General features: G+C 64.5%; 17 protein-coding genes. 1 reads left to right on the plus strand and 16 read right to left on the minus strand.

The window, feature by feature from the left end:
* Nucleotides 1–48: 48 nt before the first annotated feature.
* From B552_RS0117165 to B552_RS0117220, 12 genes are all read right to left on the minus strand, one after another.
* Nucleotides 49–840: an enoyl-CoA hydratase/isomerase family protein gene (locus B552_RS0117165; protein ID WP_019450280.1), complete on the minus strand. Its 792-nt coding sequence runs from the start codon at nucleotides 838–840 to the stop codon at nucleotides 49–51.
* A 39-nt stretch (nucleotides 841–879) separates the two neighbouring features.
* Nucleotides 880–1,812, minus strand: a complete 933-nt coding sequence (locus B552_RS0117170; protein WP_026035762.1) for a prolyl oligopeptidase family serine peptidase — start codon at nucleotides 1,810–1,812, stop codon at nucleotides 880–882.
* Nucleotides 1,813–1,871: 59 nt separating this feature from the next.
* Nucleotides 1,872–2,297: a YchJ family protein gene (locus tag B552_RS0117175; RefSeq protein ID WP_019450282.1), complete on the minus strand. Its 426-nt coding sequence runs from the start codon at nucleotides 2,295–2,297 to the stop codon at nucleotides 1,872–1,874.
* Nucleotides 2,294–2,977 (minus strand): HAD family phosphatase, encoded by a 684-nt coding sequence (locus B552_RS0117180; protein ID WP_019450283.1) that lies wholly within the window; start codon nucleotides 2,975–2,977, stop codon nucleotides 2,294–2,296. Before B552_RS0117180 ends, B552_RS0117175 begins: the two co-directional genes overlap by 4 nt.
* On the minus strand, nucleotides 2,974–3,642 hold the full coding sequence (locus tag B552_RS0117185; protein WP_026035763.1) for a 2-hydroxychromene-2-carboxylate isomerase: 669 nt from the start codon (nucleotides 3,640–3,642) through the stop codon (nucleotides 2,974–2,976). Before B552_RS0117185 ends, B552_RS0117180 begins: the two co-directional genes overlap by 4 nt.
* A 56-nt stretch (nucleotides 3,643–3,698) precedes the next feature.
* Nucleotides 3,699–4,829: an acyl-CoA dehydrogenase family protein gene (locus tag B552_RS0117190; RefSeq protein ID WP_026035764.1), complete on the minus strand. Its 1,131-nt coding sequence runs from the start codon at nucleotides 4,827–4,829 to the stop codon at nucleotides 3,699–3,701.
* 104 nt (nucleotides 4,830–4,933) lie between these two features.
* Nucleotides 4,934–5,614 carry an SDR family oxidoreductase gene (locus tag B552_RS0117195; protein WP_019450286.1) on the minus strand — a complete coding sequence of 227 codons (681 nt, stop codon included), beginning with the start codon at nucleotides 5,612–5,614 and terminating at the stop codon, nucleotides 4,934–4,936.
* 31 nt (nucleotides 5,615–5,645) lie between these two features.
* Nucleotides 5,646–6,845 (minus strand): acetyl-CoA C-acetyltransferase, encoded by a 1,200-nt coding sequence (locus tag B552_RS0117200; protein WP_026035765.1) that lies wholly within the window; start codon nucleotides 6,843–6,845, stop codon nucleotides 5,646–5,648.
* A 41-nt stretch (nucleotides 6,846–6,886) separates the two neighbouring features.
* Nucleotides 6,887–7,558: a carbonate dehydratase gene (gene can / locus B552_RS0117205; RefSeq protein WP_019450288.1), complete on the minus strand. Its 672-nt coding sequence runs from the start codon at nucleotides 7,556–7,558 to the stop codon at nucleotides 6,887–6,889.
* Complete coding sequence (gene aceK / locus B552_RS0117210; RefSeq protein WP_019450289.1) at nucleotides 7,555–9,378, minus strand: bifunctional isocitrate dehydrogenase kinase/phosphatase; 1,824 nt, start codon at nucleotides 9,376–9,378, stop codon at nucleotides 7,555–7,557. The genes can and aceK overlap by 4 nt, the downstream gene beginning before the upstream one ends.
* Before the next feature lie 98 nt (nucleotides 9,379–9,476).
* Complete coding sequence (locus B552_RS0117215) at nucleotides 9,477–10,658, minus strand: isovaleryl-CoA dehydrogenase (RefSeq protein WP_019450290.1); 1,182 nt, start codon at nucleotides 10,656–10,658, stop codon at nucleotides 9,477–9,479.
* Nucleotides 10,659–10,771: 113 nt separating this feature from the next.
* Nucleotides 10,772–11,197, minus strand: a complete 426-nt coding sequence (locus B552_RS0117220) for a MerR family DNA-binding transcriptional regulator (protein ID WP_019450291.1) — start codon at nucleotides 11,195–11,197, stop codon at nucleotides 10,772–10,774.
* Nucleotides 11,198–11,330: 133 nt separating this feature from the next.
* On the opposite strand from B552_RS0117220, the gene B552_RS0117225 reads away from it, so the two are divergent.
* On the plus strand, nucleotides 11,331–12,410 hold the full coding sequence (locus B552_RS0117225) for an MBL fold metallo-hydrolase (RefSeq protein ID WP_019450292.1): 1,080 nt from the start codon (nucleotides 11,331–11,333) through the stop codon (nucleotides 12,408–12,410).
* Nucleotides 12,411–12,501: 91 nt separating this feature from the next.
* On the opposite strand, the gene B552_RS0117230 is transcribed toward B552_RS0117225, so the two are convergent.
* The 4 genes from B552_RS0117230 to B552_RS0117245 all read right to left on the minus strand — a co-directional run bounded on the left by B552_RS0117230 (nucleotide 12,502) and on the right by B552_RS0117245 (nucleotide 15,854).
* On the minus strand, nucleotides 12,502–13,338 hold the full coding sequence (locus tag B552_RS0117230) for a helical backbone metal receptor (RefSeq protein WP_019450293.1): 837 nt from the start codon (nucleotides 13,336–13,338) through the stop codon (nucleotides 12,502–12,504).
* Nucleotides 13,338–14,135, minus strand: a complete 798-nt coding sequence (locus B552_RS0117235; RefSeq protein ID WP_026035766.1) for an SDR family oxidoreductase — start codon at nucleotides 14,133–14,135, stop codon at nucleotides 13,338–13,340. Before B552_RS0117235 ends, B552_RS0117230 begins: the two co-directional genes overlap by 1 nt.
* 134 nt (nucleotides 14,136–14,269) lie before the next feature.
* Nucleotides 14,270–14,908 carry a thiol:disulfide interchange protein DsbA/DsbL gene (locus B552_RS0117240; RefSeq protein WP_019450295.1) on the minus strand — a complete coding sequence of 213 codons (639 nt, stop codon included), beginning with the start codon at nucleotides 14,906–14,908 and terminating at the stop codon, nucleotides 14,270–14,272.
* Between the two features lie 190 nt (nucleotides 14,909–15,098).
* Nucleotides 15,099–15,854, minus strand: coding sequence for an SPOR domain-containing protein (locus B552_RS0117245; protein WP_019450296.1), 756 nt, complete (start codon nucleotides 15,852–15,854; stop codon nucleotides 15,099–15,101).
* Between the last annotated feature and the right edge of the window lie 55 nt (nucleotides 15,855–15,909).

Consider the following 15,909-nt stretch of genomic DNA (forward strand, 5'->3'; position numbering starts at 1 on the left):
GGGAGAGGGGAGAACACCGTCGGTGTTTGAAGGTCTGCAAGCACTAAATCACTGCTGCGGCTTCCACGACGGCGCCCGCTTCTCCAAAAACGACCGCACACCTTCGCGCCCCTCGTCCGATGAGCGGATTGCCGCGATCCGGTTGGCGGTGTCGGCCAGCAGGTCGTTGTCGATGCTCCGCCCCGCCACTTCCTGCACCAGCCGCTTGCTTTCGCGCACCGCGTTCGGGCTGTTGGCCGCCAGCGTTGCCGCCAGTTCGGCCACCTTCGCGTCAAGCCCCGCCGCCGGGACCACCGCATGGACAAAGCCGATACGCAGCGCTTCCGCGGCGTCGAACCGCTCGGCGGTGATGAAGTAGCGGCGCGCGGCCTGTTCGCCCATTGCACGGATCACATAGGGGCTGATCGTCGCCGGCAGCAGCCCCAGACGCGCTTCGGACAGGCAGAAGTTCACGCCCCCCGCCGCCACGGCGATGTCGCATGCGGCCACCAGGCCCATGCCGCCCGCATAGGTATCGCCGTGCACGCGCGCAATCACGGGCTTCGGGCAGATCCAGATCGTGTGCAGCATCTGCGCCAGCGTCAGCGCGTCGGCGCGGTTCTCGTCGTTCGAGTAACCGGCCATCTTCTTCATCCAGTTCAGGTCCGCCCCCGCGCAGAAGGCCGGGCCATTGCCCGCCAGCACGATCGCGCGCACATCGGGCGTATCGCCAAGCGCGCGGAACGCGCCAGTCAGTTCGGCGATGACGGTCTCATTGAACGCATTGCGCACGTCGGGCCGATTGAGCGTAACCGTTGCAACGTGGCGTTCGGCCGTAACCGTAAGCGTGGTGAATTGCATGTCTCCTCCGAAAAACGGTTTGTATTGGATTGAGCGGATTCAGGATCTTCTGTGCCTGACGGCGCTGGCCGTGCCTCGCGTGGCCGGCTCGTCCTCTGGCGGCTCCACGTCGAACGGCAGCCCGAGTTCGCGGAAGAACGCCTCCACTTCGGGCAGCCACACGCCGATGCCCGCGAGTTCGCTGAACAGCCGATGCGAGTCGCCGTCGAACTCGCCGATGTCGACGAAGCGCGTGTCGGTTGCCGCACCCGTCACATTGGCCTTGTAGCTGTTGAACATGCGCTCTGGCAGCGGCCATGGCCAGAAACTGTCGTTGTCGCCATAGACCCAGAGCGACGGATAGCGCGCTGCGCGGCCGTAGTCCCCGAATGCATCGACGAGCTTGTTTTCCCAGCCGGCGCAGCTCTCGTTGCGCAGCCCGCCCGCGAAGTTGACGACGCCGACCACGCCCGGATATCCGATCGTCGACAGCGCCATGGTCGACAAGCCACCATGCGACTGGCCGATGACGATGATCCGTGTCGGGTCGACGTAGGGCTGCTGGACGAGGTAGTCGAGCGCGGCGATCACGTCCTCGGCCTGCGCCATGCCGTTCGCGCCCACGTCGCAGCTTCCGCCCACATACTTGCCGCCCGATTTCGAGAAGCCCTGCCGCATCGGCAGCGCCACGACATAGCCGCGCCGCACGAACTCCGCTGTCTGCGCGGCAAAGCGTGCGCGCCGCTGGAACGCGGGCTTGCCGGGCGACTTGCCATGGTTGATCACCACCAGCGGCCTGCGCCCTTCCCCGGGCGGCCGGAAGATCGTCGTCTCGATGTCCACCGTGTCCTCGGGCCCAACCTTCGGCGCCATCACAACCTGCTCGATCGTGCGCGCGGGCAGCGCCACCTGTGCGATGGCCGTAGCGCCCCCTGCCAGGCACACAAGCGCGACAGCGATGACACAGACGGAGGAAACGACGCGAGACTTCACAACCAACCTTCTTCAAAAATCGTTACGGGCGAAATGCGCTCAAATGCGGGCGCCTCCGCTTAATTTTGTTCGCGCAGATCGCCGTCCACGTAGAGCCACCGCGCCGCTTCTCCTGCCGTGCGCGGCTCGAACACAAAGCGGCTCAGCTCGTGCATGCGGTGCGCGCGGCCGCCCAGCTTGTAGCGCGCGACGAACTCCACCGTCGCGTGCAAATCGTCCTGCTGCGCGTGGGACTTCACTGTCAGCCCGAGCCAGTGCGTGTCGCGATCGACCGAAAGGTCGCCCGGGCACGTGGAGGCATGCCACGTCTGACGCAGCCAGTCCTCGTTGCCGAGCACATAGGCGCTGTAGCGTGACCGCATCAGCGCCTCGGCCGTGGGCGGCAGCGCCTCGCCGCGGTGGAAGCGGCCGCAGCACGCGTCGAAGTCACCGTTGCCGCACGGGCACGGTACCGGGCCCGTGCCGGACTGACGCTTCTTCGTCATCCGATCAGCTCCGGCAACTGGCGCATGTCGGTGAAGATCGTCGCGGCACCGGCCTCGCGCAGCGCGTCGGCATCGTTGCGTGCGGCATAGCCGAACACGGTCATGCCGGCCGCCACGCCAGCCGTGGTACCGGTGGGGCTATCCTCGATCACTGCGCAGCGCGACGGCTCGACACCCATCGTGCGCGCGGCCAGCAGGTACACGTCCGGTGCGGGCTTGCTGTGTTCAACCTCGGTCGCCGAGAAAATGTGCTCGCGCGCCGCGTCGTCGGTGAACAGCTCCACCAGGTTCGTATGGTTCAACTGCAGCTTGACCTTGATACGGTCGGCGCCGGACGCCACGCATACCGGCAGGCCACGCGCCTTGATCGCCTCGATTGCCTGCCGCACATGCGGCACGGCTTCGAGTTCTTCGATGAGAGCGGCGTCGCGGCGTACAAACCACTCCGACAGGAAGTTCCTGGGCAGCGGCTTGCCCAGGCGCGCCTCGATATTTTCGAGTTCGTCGCGCACTGCACGGCCGAGGAACCACTGCGTGGATTCCTCGAGCGTGATGTCGATGCCAACCTCGTTCAACACGCGATTGAGCACACGGTGGACGATCGGCTCGCTATCGACGAGTACGCCGTCGCAATCGAAGATCACGCAGTCGAAGCGTGCGGCCTGGTTTGCTGCGGTCATGCGGGTTTCTTTTCCTTGTTGATGCTGTTGATGTCGTTGCCGCCGACGGCGCGCAGTTCGGTCTGCCGCCGGCTCTTCAGAAGGGCCTCCACCTGATCGAAGCGGTCAAAACCCCAGAACGGTTCGCCGTCGACGATCACGAATGGCGAGCCGAACACGCCCTTGGCCATCGCCACGTCGATCTCGGCCTTGAGCTGGTCCTTGATCTGGTAGTTCGTCGCGCCCTCGTTCATGGCGATCGGGTCAACGCCGAGCGTTTCGGCGATCTTCGCCAGTTCGGCCGGCTCGGCGATATTGAGGTCGTCCACAAACAGCGCACGATAGACGGCCTTGGCGAACGCGGCTGCAAGGTCGGCACCGTGGTGGTTCTGCAGCCACAGCATCGCGCGCGCGGCGTGTTGCGTGGGCAGCGGGAAATGCGTGGGGCGCTTGTATTCAATACCGTGGAACTGCGCGGTGCGCTCGAAATCGCGCCAGGAGTACTCGCCCTTCATCGGAATGCTGGGCAGCGGCGAAGAGCCTGTGGTCTTGAACACCACGCCCAGCAGGATCGGATGCCACATCACGCCACGTCCGTACTTCTGCGCGATATCGTCGATGCGGGTGCTGGCGAAGTAGCCGTAAGGCGAGGAGAAATCGAAGTAGAAGTCGATGGGGGCGGTCACAAGCAAATGCTCCGGTTCACGGACAACGGTTGGGGGAAACTGCGAGATACGGCATATTAGCCAAGCGCGCGGGCAATCAAGATCTTTTGGATATCGCTTGTACCCTCGTAGATCTGGCATACGCGCACATCACGATAGATCCGCTCGACAGGGAAATCGTTCACATAGCCGTAGCCGCCGAACACCTGGATCGCATCCGAGCACACGCGCTCGGCCATTTCGCTGGCGAACAGCTTGGCCATTGCGGCTTCCTTCAGGCACGGGCGGCCGGCATCCTTGAGCGATGCGGCGTGCCAGACCATCTGGCGTGCCACGTCGATCTGCGTGGCCATGTCGGCCAGCCGGAACTGCACGGCCTGATGCTGGAACAGCGGCTGGCCGAAACTCTCACGTTCCTTGGCATAGGCCAGCGCCGCCTCGAACGCAGCACGCGCCATGCCGATGCTTTGCGAAGCAATGCCGATGCGGCCGCCTTCAAGCCCCGACAGCGCCATCTTGTAGCCGGCGCCTTCTTCGCCAAGCAGGTTCGCGGCCGGAATCCGGCAATCCTCGAACACGATCTGCGCGGTATCGGACGAATGCTGGCCGAGCTTGTCTTCCAGGCGCGCGACGATGTAGCCCGGCGCAGAAGTCGGCACCAGGAACGCACTGATGCCGCGCTTGCCCGCGGCCTTGTCGGTCACGGCCATGACAATCGCCACGTCGGCATGCTTGCCGCTGGTGATGAACTGCTTCACGCCGTTGAGCACGTAGTGATCGCCATCACGGGTGGCCGTGGTGCGCAGTGCCGCCGCATCCGAGCCGACGTGCGGTTCGGTCAGGCAGAACGCGCCGAGCATCTCGCCGCGCGCCAGCGGCACCAGCCACTGCTGCTTCTGCGCATCGTTGGCAAAGGCCATCAGCATGCTGCACACGGGGCAGTTGTTGACGCTGATGACGGTGGAGGTGCCGCCGTCGCCAGCCGCGATCTCTTCCAGGATCAGTGCCAGCGACAGATAGTCGAGCCCGGCACCGCCGAGTTCTTCGGGCACGGCCACGCCATAGGCACCAAGCCGCGCCAGTTCCTTGTGCACGTCCTTCGGGAACGTCTTGTCACGATCCCACTGCGCGGCCTGCGGCGCGATGACATCCTGTGCGAACTGCCGCACGGCGTCGCGGATCATTTCCTGTTCAGAAGTTAGCAGCATATGTTTGCAAGACCGGGGTTCTCAGGCCAGGCGCGCGACCGAAGGCAGTACAAGCAGTACGGCAAGGTCGCGCAACGACGCCAGAATCGTTTTCAATCGGCTTCTTACCAGGGAATCGGTGTGCCGTCGTAGTTGTGGAAGCTGCCGTTGTCGTGGCGCGTGACGCCGGCCAGCACGCGGCGCATGCCGGCCACGCTCTGGTGCGGCGTGATGTCGGCCTTCGGGCCGCCCATGTCGGTCTGCACCCAGCCCGGATGCAAGGCCACGCAGATCGCATGGCGTGCCTCGAGCGACACAGCCTTCAACGCCGCATTGACCGACGCCTTGCTGACGCGATAGAGCCAACTGCGGTTGCTGTCCATCGTGCCGATGCTGCCCATGCGCGACGACAGCACCGCCAGCACGCCGCCGCGTCCGTGATTGCCGTTCTCGACGAACGGCAGCAGCAGCGGAAACGCCATCATCGGCCCGAGCACGTTCGTGTGCATCACGGCATCGAAGTCCTCGCGCGTTACCGGCTGCGCGGTTTCCGTGCGCGGGCCAATCACACCGGCGTTGTAGATCGCCACGTCGATCGTCTCGCCATCGAGTTTCCAGCCCAGCCCCGCCAGGGCAGCCGCATCGGTCACGTCAAGTTTGTGCGCCTCCGCGCCCAGGGCCTTGAGCGCGGCCACGCCTTCATCGCTGCGCGCGGCGGCGATGACGCGCCAGCCATCGGCGCGATACTGCCTGACAAATTCGAGACCAAGGCCGCGTGAGGCGCCAAGGACGAGGGCGGTGGGCATGGGAAGCCTCCTGTCGATGTTCAGGTGCGAATCAGTAGATTTCGATGCCGACCGCGGTGGCTTCGCCGCCGCCGATGCACAGGCTGGCCACGCCGCGCTTGCCACCAGTCTTGCGCAGCGCGCCGATCAGCGTGGTCATGATGCGCGCGCCGGACGCGCCGATCGGGTGGCCAAGCGCACAGGCGCCGCCGTGGATATTGACCTTGCCGTGCGGGATGTCGAGATCGTGCATCGCGGCCATCGGCACCACGGCAAAGGCCTCGTTGATCTCGAACAGGTCGACGCTGGCGCTGTTCCAGCCGAGCTTGCGGTAAAGCTTGGCGATGGCCTCCACCGGGGCCGTGGTGAACCAGCCCGGCGCCTGCGCGTGCGAGGTATGGCCCAACATCCGCGCAAGCGGCTGCAGGCCAAGCGACTTCGCCGTGGACTCGCGCATCATCACCAGCGCGGCGGCGCCGTCATTGATCGACGACGACGAAGCGGCGGTGATCGTGCCGTCCTTGGCGAAGGCCGGCTTCAGCGACGGGATCTTGTCGACCTTGATGCGGCGCGGGCCTTCGTCGGTATCGACAACCGTATCGCCGCCCTTGCCCGACACCGTCACCGGCGCGATCTCCCAGCGGAAGTCGCCCAGTTCGGTGGCGCGCTGCGCACGGCGCACCGATTCCATCGCAAAGGCATCCTGCTGCTCGCGCGTGAACTGGTACTTGGCGGCGCATTCCTCGCCGAACGTGCCCATCGCGCGGCCCCCGCCTTTTTCGTCACGAATGTAGGCGTCTTCCAGGCCATCGAGCATCATGTGGTCATAGATCATGCCGTGGCCGATGCGATAACCGCCGCGCGCCTTCGGAATCAGGTACGGCGCGTTGGTCATGCTTTCCATGCCGCCGGCCACGGCGATCTCGAACGATCCGGCCAGCAGGCCGTCGTAGACGCTCATCGCCGCGCGCATGCCAGATCCGCACATCTTGTTGACCGTGGTGCATGCCACGTCGAGCGGCAGGCCCGCGCCCAGCGCGGCCTGCCGCGCGGGAGCCTGACCCTGCCCGGCCGGCAGCACGCAACCGAACACCACCTCCTGCACCTGATCCGGCCTGATCCCGGCACGCTCGACAGCGGCGCGGATTGCCGTGGCGCCAAGCTGCGGTGCCGTCACACTGCTCAGCTCACTCTGGAACGCACCCATCGGGGTACGCACTGCAGAAACGATAACGACTGGATCTTGATGCATGTCTGACTCCTGAAGCAGGGGGTAGGCTTCGGTGGTGGGATTCAGCGAATCGACGCTTGTGGCGGATCGCCGTACTGGCGCAGCGCAGCGGCAATCTGCGTCTGCAATTCCTCGTTGCTGCTGGCTGCCATGCCGAGGTCGCGCAGCAGGCCGTCGGACACGCCGTAGACCCAGCCGTGCACGGTCACGGCCTGGCCGCGCGACCATGCGTCCTGGAGCACGGTGGTCTGGCAGACGTTATTGACCTGCTCGATCACGTTCAGCTCGCACAGGCGGGTGTGCGCGTCGTCCTCACGCAGCACGGTACCCAGGTAGCCCGCGTGCTTGTCGGCCACATCCTGCACGTGGCGCAGCCAGTTGTCGGCCAGGCCGACGCGCTCGCGCTTGAGCGCCACCTTCACACCGCCGCAGCCATAGTGGCCCACCACGGTGACGTGGCGCACCTTGAGCACCTCTACGGCAAACTGCAGCACCGACAGCGCGTTCAGGTCGCTGTGCGAGATGACGTTGGCAATATTGCGGTGGACGAAAACCTCGCCCGGGGCCAGGCCCAGGATCTGGTTGGCGGGCACGCGCGAGTCCGAGCAGCCGATCCACAGGTACTCGGGCGCCTGCTGGTTGGCCAGGCGCGTGAAGAATGCCGGGTCTTCCGCGTTGACGCGGTCCACCCATTCGCGGTTGTTTCGAAACAGTTGGGCGATAGCGTCACTCATGCTGCCCTCCTTGGCGCTTCAGTTGCATGGCCGGCTTCGCCGGAACCATAGCGGTGGATGAATCGGTCTTGCACGTGGTAGGCAAAGAAGTCATGTACATGGCCGGCCAGTAGCCGGTCTTTGTGGTGCTGCCACATCGCAGCGTCAAAGAAATCAGGGTGATGCCGCAAGAAGGCGGCGCGCACGCGCGGATCGCCAAGCAGGAAAGTGCCGTAGGTCTCCGGAAAGATGTCGTGCGGATGTACGGTGTACCACACCTCGCCAGACATTTCCTCTTCTTCGTTACGCGGCGTGGGCACGCGGCGGATATTGCAGTCGGTCAGGTACTCGATCTCGTCATAGTCGTAAAAGACCACCCGGCCATGGCGGGTAACGCCGAAGTTCTTGTAGAGCATGTCGCCGGGGAAGATGTTCGCGGCAATCAGCTCCTTGACGGCATTGCCGTATTCGAGGATGCCGTGGTCCACCTGCTCGTCCGTCCCCTCGTGGAGCCAGATGTTCAGCGGCGTCATGCGGCGCTCGATGTAGACATGGCGCACGACGATCTCGTCCTCGCCGTCCTTGCTGCGCTGGTACTCCAGCATCGACGGGGCATGCTGCTCCAGTTCCCGCACCAGCGCCTCGTCGAAGCGCGACAGCGGGAAGGCCACGTCCGAGTATTCAAGCGTGTCGGCCATCCGGCCGACGCGGTCGTGCTGCTTGACGAGCCGGTACTTCGATTCCACCAGCTCGCGCGTGGTTTCCTTGGGCGCCGGGAAGAAATCGCGGATCACCTTGAACACGTACGGGAACGACGGCAGTGTGAACACCAGCATCACCAGGCCCTTGATGCCGGGCGCGCTGATGAACTTGTCCGACGAATGCTGCAGGTGATGCAGGAAGTCGCGATAGAACAGGTTCTTGCCCTGCTTCTGCAAACCCAGCGACGTATAGATCTCCGCGCGCGACTTGCGCGGCAGCAGGTCACGCAGGAATGTCACGTAGGCCGACGGGATCTCCATGTCGACCATGAAATACGCATGCGCAAACGAAAACAGGATCAGCAACTGCTCCTGGCGCAGCAGCACCGTGTCCAGCACGAGCTTGCCGGACGACCCGTGGATGATCGGCACGGCCAGCGGATAGGTCTGGTCGCCGTTGATCACACGGCCGATGATGAAGGCCGTCTTGTTGCGGAAGAACAGCGACGACAGCGTATGCACCTGGAAATTCGGCGCGATGCGGAATTCGCCGAAGTGCTCGGTGATCGCGCGGACCACGTAGCCGATGTCGCGCTTGAGGTCTTCGAACGGATGCTCAAGCTGGAAGTTGTACACGACGCGCTCGAAGCAGGCCGCCATGCCTTCGCGGCTGCCCGGGTAGTAGGCGCGGTAGGTCGGCTTGGTGGGCGATTCCTCGTTCTCGATGTATTCGGTCGAGAGCGCCGGACGCACGAAGATGAAATCGTTGTTGAAGTACGAGCGGTGCTGGATGCGCGTGAACACCGAATTGAAGAACGTCTCGGCCAGTTCAGGCTGGTGGTGATTCGTCAGCAGGCCGATGTAGTGCAGCTTGATCTGCTGCCAGATCTCGTCCTCGATCCGTTCCGCATCGTATTCGTCCTGCAGCGTGACGATCGTTTCATGCACACGTTCGTTGTAGAACGCGATGCGGTCGCGCTGCAACTGCTGCAGGCCATGCCAGTCCCCGGCCTCGAAGCGCGCCTTGGCCTCGATGCTGACTTCGCGGAACAGCCGGTAATGCTTGTCGAAGCCGTCCAGCATGGTCCGCGCCACATCGTAGGCAATCTGCGACGACAGCAGCTTGGGGAAATGGGACATGGCTCGGAGGCTCGGGCGGCGGGCGGAGGCCTAGATTGTAAGGGCGTTCGGCACTTGCCTTGGCGGCACACCGAACGCCTTTTGCATCACTTTTCAGCCTACATGGTTTCGGCGAACAGTTCGCGGCCAATCAGCATGCGGCGGATTTCCGAAGTACCGGCGCCGATTTCATACAGCTTGGCATCGCGCCACAGGCGGCCTACCGGGTATTCGTTGATATATCCGTTGCCGCCAAGGATCTGCACCGACTCGCCGGCCATCCAGGTTGCCTTTTCGGCCGTATAGAGGATGACGGCGGCACAGTCCTTGCGCACCTGACGCACGTGGTCCGTGCCGAGCGAATCCAGGTTCTTGCCCACGGTGTACAGGTAGCTGCGCGCGGCCTGCAGCGTGGTGTACATGTCCGCCACCTTGCCCTGGATAAGCTGGAATTCGCCAATGCTCTGGCCGAACTGCTTGCGATCGTGGATATACGGCGTCACCACGTCCATGCAGGCCTGCATGATGCCGACCGGGCCGCCAGACAGCACGGCGCGCTCGTAGTCCAGGCCGCTCATCAGCACCTTGGCGCCGCCGTTCTCCGCGCCGAGGATGTTCTCCACCGGCACTTCCACATCCTGGAACACCAGTTCGCCGGTGTGCGATCCGCGCATGCCGAGCTTGTCCAGCTTCTGGGCCACAGAGAAGCCCTTCATGCCCTTCTCGACGATGAAGGCGGTCATGCCGCGTGCGCCGAGGTCCGGCTCGGTCTTGGCGTAGACCACCAGCACGTCGCAGTCCGGGCCGTTGGTGATCCACATCTTGGTGCCGTTGAGCACGTAGCGGTCACCCTTGAAGTCCGCGCGCAGCTTCATGCTGACCACGTCGGAGCCGGCGTTCGGCTCGCTCATTGCCAGCGCGCCGATCCACTCGCCGGAAACCAGCTTCGGCAGGTACTTCGCCTTCTGTGCGGCGGTGCCGTTGCGGTGGATCTGGTTCACGCACAGGTTCGAATGAGCGCCGTACGACAGGCCAACCGATGCCGACGCGCGGCTGATTTCCTCCATCGCGATCATGTGGGCCAGGTAGCCCATGTTGGCGCCGCCGTATTCCTCTGCCACCGTGATACCGAGCACGCCGAGGTCGCCCATCTTCTTCCAGGCGTCCATCGGGAACTGGTCGGTCCGGTCGATCTCGCCCGCGCGCGGCGCGAGTTCGGCCTGCGCCCAGCTACGCACGGATTCGCGCAGCATCTCGATGTCTTCGCCAAGGTCGAATTTCAGGCCGGGGAGTTCGGTCATGGTGGTGTCTCCTGTTGTATCGCAATTGGGATTGGGATCGGTGTCAGGTATTGTATTGACGTTTACGTAAACGTCAATCAGAAGTCGTACGGTGTGCCGCCGGGACGGCAATATCAGGCTGCAGGGGTCTTGTCGCCAACATGATGGGCAGCCAGCAGCGCCTTGCACTGACGCTCGTGCTGGTCGATTTCGGCCAACTGGGCCTGCAGGTCTTCAAGCTGGCGCTCAAGCGTGGCGCGATGTCCGCCCAGCAAGTGCAGGAAGCGTTCAAGCTGTGGCGCGGTATCGCGCGGGGACTCATACAAATCCAGAATTTCGCGGATTTCGTTGAGAGTGAGCCCTAACCGCTTGCCTCGCAGCGTAAGCTTCAGGCGGGTGCGCTCGCGGCCGTTGTAGACGCGCTTGCGGCCACCCGGGCCTTCGCGGTCAGGCGCCAGCAGGCCCTGGTCCTCATAGAACCGGATCGCTCTCGGTGTAATGTCGAATTCGCGCGCGAGATCGGTAATCGTGTAGGTGGCGGAGGTTGGCAGTGCCGACATGTTGGCGTCCGGTAAAAGTGAACGGTCGTTCGTTGCGCAATCAACTTTTCGTCTAAGATGACTAGCACGAAACGCGCATTGACGTTAACGTTAGCGTCAAGTCTAGCGCCTGACAACGACCAGAGACAGCCCCATGAACGCACTCGAACACCAGCTCCAATACCCGTTTGGCGAAACCATGCCCGAACCGGGCGCCCGGCAGGAAGTGGCGCCCGGCGTGTACTGGCTGCGCATGCCGCTGCCGTTCGCGCTGGACCACATCAATCTCTGGCTGCTGCGTGACCGCATCGACGGGCGCGATGGCTGGACGATCGTCGATTGCGGCATTACCAACGACACCATCAAGGCCCACTGGGAAACCATCTTCGCCAATGAGCTTGAAGGCCTGCCCGTGCTGCGCGTGCTGGTCACGCACTGCCACCCGGACCACGTAGGCCTGGCGCACTGGCTTTGCAAGCATTGGGATGTGCGGCTCTGGATGAGCCTGGGCGACTACATGTCCGCACGCGTGATGGCTGGCGGCTCCGGCGTCGGGTCCAATGCGGGGGGCGACTTCGCGGCCAGCCACTTTGCGCGCCACGGCCTCACCGACCCCGACAACCTCGAGAAGCTGCGCGCCCGCAAGAGCTACTACCCGTCGCTGGTGCCGGACCTGCCCACGCAGTACCGCCGCCTGATGGACGGCGACACGGTGTCTATCGGCGCCGATCCGGCCACGGCGTCGTGGCGCGTGATCACCGGCTATGGCCACGCACCGGAACACGTGGCCCTGTACAACCCTGCCACCAATGCGCTGATTTCCGGCGACATGGTGCTGCCGCGCATTTCGACCAACGTCAGCGTGTTCGACATGGAGCCGGAAGCCAATCCGCTGCAACTCTACCTGGACTCGCTTGGCAAGTACGAGGGCCTGCCCAAGGACGTGCTGATCCTGCCGTCGCACGGCCGCCCGTTCCGCAACCTTCATACGCGCATTCAGCAACTGCGCGAGCATCACGTCGATCGCCTGGCCGAAACGCTGGCCGCCTGCGCGGAACAGCCATGCAACGCGCACGACATCGTCGGCGTGATCTTCCGCCGTCAGTTCGATATCCACCAGCTCACGTTCGCAATGGGCGAAGCGCTGGCCCACCTGCATCTGCTCTGGCATCGTGGCGAACTAGTACGCGAGTGCGGTGACGACGGGGTGATCCGGTTTAGCAAGGCGGGCTAATGATCTGGCGTTGTTGATTCTGACGCGCCGGCCCTCTCCCCCGCCCCTCTCCCGCATGCGGGAGAGGGGTCGGGGGAGAGGGCGCGGTATATCAAATCCCCGCCGCCGCCAATCCATTCAGATACCGAACTCCAGCCACGGCGCGGCTGCCATACCACGACAGCATTTCCCCATCGACCAGCAGCACCGGCTTGCCGATCTGCCGCTCCAGCGCGTCGGCGTGGTCCTCGGTGAAGCGATACGGTTCGGTCGACAGCAGCACGGCGTCCAGATCACGGACCAGCCCGTCGCTCCAGCGGAAGGTTGGATAGCGCTCGCCCGGCGCGTTCGGGCGGCTGCAGTCGCCATTGACGCAGGCCGCCGGTGCATCGCCTTCATCGGGCCAGGTCGCCCAGTTCACCAGCGCCAGCATGCGGCTGATATAGGTCGCACGCGACACCGTCATCCATGGGTCCTGCCAGATTGCGTAGAGCACCCGCCGCGCGGGCCAGGCCCTGTCCTTGATGTCGTCCAGCGCGATGCGCAACTGACCGGCCAGCGCTTCCGCCTGCGCCTGCCTGTCGAAGATGCCACCGAGCAGGCGATAAAGCGCGAAGTTGTCCTCCGGCGCGCACGGATGAGTCACGATGACATGCGGCACGAACCCCCGGATCTCGTCGACAGTCTCGCGGCGGTTCTCGTCGACGTTGACCACCACATGCGTCGGCGCCAGCGCGCGCAGGCGGTCGAGCTTCACGTCCTTGGTGCCGCCCACCTTCGCCACCGCGCGCACCTCGGGCTCGGGGTGGATGCAGAAGCCGGTGCGCGCCACAAGGCGATCGGCAAGCCCGAGATCGAACAGTAGTTCGGTGATCGACGGCACGAGCGACGCGATGCGTACGTCGCCGCTCGCCGTCTCGTGTACCTGGCCGATCGCATCGGTCCACATCACGCGCTCCGGGGCCGGCGCGGCTTGCGCGGCGCGCGTGCGAACAGCGCATCGTAGAGCCAGCGCGGCATCAGGTGCAGCATCGAAGCCACCACGCCCATCTGCCAGGGAATCACAACAAAGCGCGTGCCTGCGGCAATTCGCCGCAGGGCCTTTTGCGCGAATACGTCGGCATCCATCAGGAATGGCATGCGGTACGGATTGTGCTCGGTCATCGGCGTGCGGATATATCCCGGCGCGATCGTCACCACGCGAATCCGCTCGCGCGCCAGTTCAAGCCGCAGGCTTTCCAGCAGCTTGATCACGGCCGACTTCGACGAACTGTAGGCCCCGCCGCCGGGCAGCCCCCGCACACCTGCCACGCTGGCAATGCCGACCAGCGTGCCACGCCACCCGCTCACGCCGAGCGCCTGCTGGCCCATCGGCGCGAGAAACGGCTGGAACGTCGTCAGCGTGCCGAACCAGTTGGTATCCATGACCGTGCGGAAGGCCTCCAGGTCCTCGCGTTCGCTGGCCACGGTGCCCACCGAGACGCCTGCGTTGGCGATCACGACATCAGGACAACCGAAGTGCGTAAGAAAGTCCTCGGCGGCTGCACGCATCGCATCGGCATCGCGCACGTCAACGGCGTAGACGCGCACGGCGTCGGGATTGGGCAGGGTATTCGCGAAGGTGCGCAGCGCGTCCTCGCGCCGGCCAACGAGCCCGAGCAAGGCGCCCTGCTGCGCGTACGCGCGTGCCAGCGCCTGGCCTATGCCGCTAGAGGCCCCGGTCAGGAAGATTTTCTGTGGTTGCATCGCGCCAATATAGCGAAGTCGGAGGCCCAAGACACCAAACTGCGGCACAAATCCGCGGCGCAAAACAAAAACGGCCCGGTGCACCGCCAAGTGCACCGGGCCGTCGGCAGTCCGCGGACCGCGATCAGAAGCGATCAGAGCTTCTTGTCGCGCACGCCCGTGACCAGGAAGTCCATCGCCTGGACGGCGCCCGGAATGGTCCCGGCGATAGAAGGCGAGGTTTCATACTTGCCCTGCACCACCACGGTCGGCACGCCATCGATCTTGTAGGCGTCGGCGATCTTGTTGGCGCGCTGGGCGTTCGTGGTCACCGAGAACGAGTTGTAGGTATCCAGCCACTGCTTCTTGTCGATGCCGTTCTGCGCCATGAAATCGGCAATCTCGTCGGTGCTCAGCATGCGCTTGCGTTGCTTGTGGATGGCGTCGAACACCTTGCCATGCATGGCATCGAGCTTGCCCAGCGCTTCCAGCGTGTAGAAGATCTTCGTGTGCGGCAGCAGGTCGTCGCGGAACGCCACCGGCACGCGCTTGAACACCACATCCTTGCCCTGCTTCTTGACCCACGCCTCCAGCTCCGGTTCGAAGTCATAGCAGTGCGGGCAGCCGTACCAGAAGAACTCGGTGACTTCGATCTTGCCTGCCGGCACGGGCTGCGGCGCTTTCAGAACCGTGTATTCCTTGCCCTCCGTCGGTGCGGCGGTGGCGGCGGGCGCGGTCATCAGCAGGCCGCTCACGGCGGCTACAGTGGCAAACAGTGCGGCGATTTTCTTCATGTTCGAAGGGCCTTCCGGTTAAACGAGGATGTGCAAGGGTATAGCAAGGCAGTAGAAAAACGACGGTCGGCGTGTTGCCCGACCATCGGCTTCAGGCTATGACCGCGGCGGCGGCGTGCGGTTCACCGCCTGCCGCCACCAGAAGCCGCCATCAGCCATCAAGACGAGACGATTGGCGGCCCTGGCCTTGTTACTGCTTGGAAAAGCGGATCACCGAGGCGTCAAAACCGGCCGATTGCAGGCGGTCTCGCGCCCGGTTCATGTCGTCGATGCGAGCGAACGGCCCCAGACGAACGCGGTACATCTTCACGCCGTTGACATCGCGGTCGGTCACCTTGGCCTCGAAACCCTGCATGGCCAGGTTCGCCTTCTGCCGATCGGCATCATCCTGCGACCGGAACGCCCCCACCTGCAACAGGTATCCGACCTTGTTGGCATCGGCCTGGGCAATTTCTGCGATCGGGTCGGCCACGGGCTTTTCGGCCGGACGGGCGGCAGGCTTCTCGGGCGGCTTGTTGGCGATGGTGGTACTGCCGGCGCTTGCGCCTGTGCCAATGTCGGCCGGGCGGCTGGTCGCCACCGGGGGTTGCTGCGGCGCGGCAGCCTGCTGGCCGGGCTGGGCCTGCTCGGGCTGGCCCACCGGCTTGGCCGGCGTCTTGCTCCACAGCGGCTTGTTCGGATCCGACGGCGGCTCCGCCTCCTGCGCCTGTTGCGCCGGGTTCGGCAGGGTGCTGACCACGTTGCCGGGCTCGCTTGGGCGCGGGGCCGGAGCGCCGTTGCCGCTCTTCTGCTGGAACGGCGCTGGCGACTTGGTGATGTAAAGGGCAACGACCACGGCGATGGCCAGGCCGACAATCAACCCGAGCACGAGGCCCAGGAACGTGCCGCCACGCTGCTTCCTGGTGTGGCGGACGGTGCGCGGGGCGCGCTTGTCAATCTGTTGCATGAAGTCCTCATCAGTGATGCCGGGGATTATAGAGCCAGTCCCGTGACGCACAGCT

Origin of the sequence: Cupriavidus sp. BIS7, assembly GCF_000292345.1 — a bacterium.
Lineage (GTDB): Bacteria > Pseudomonadota > Gammaproteobacteria > Burkholderiales > Burkholderiaceae > Cupriavidus.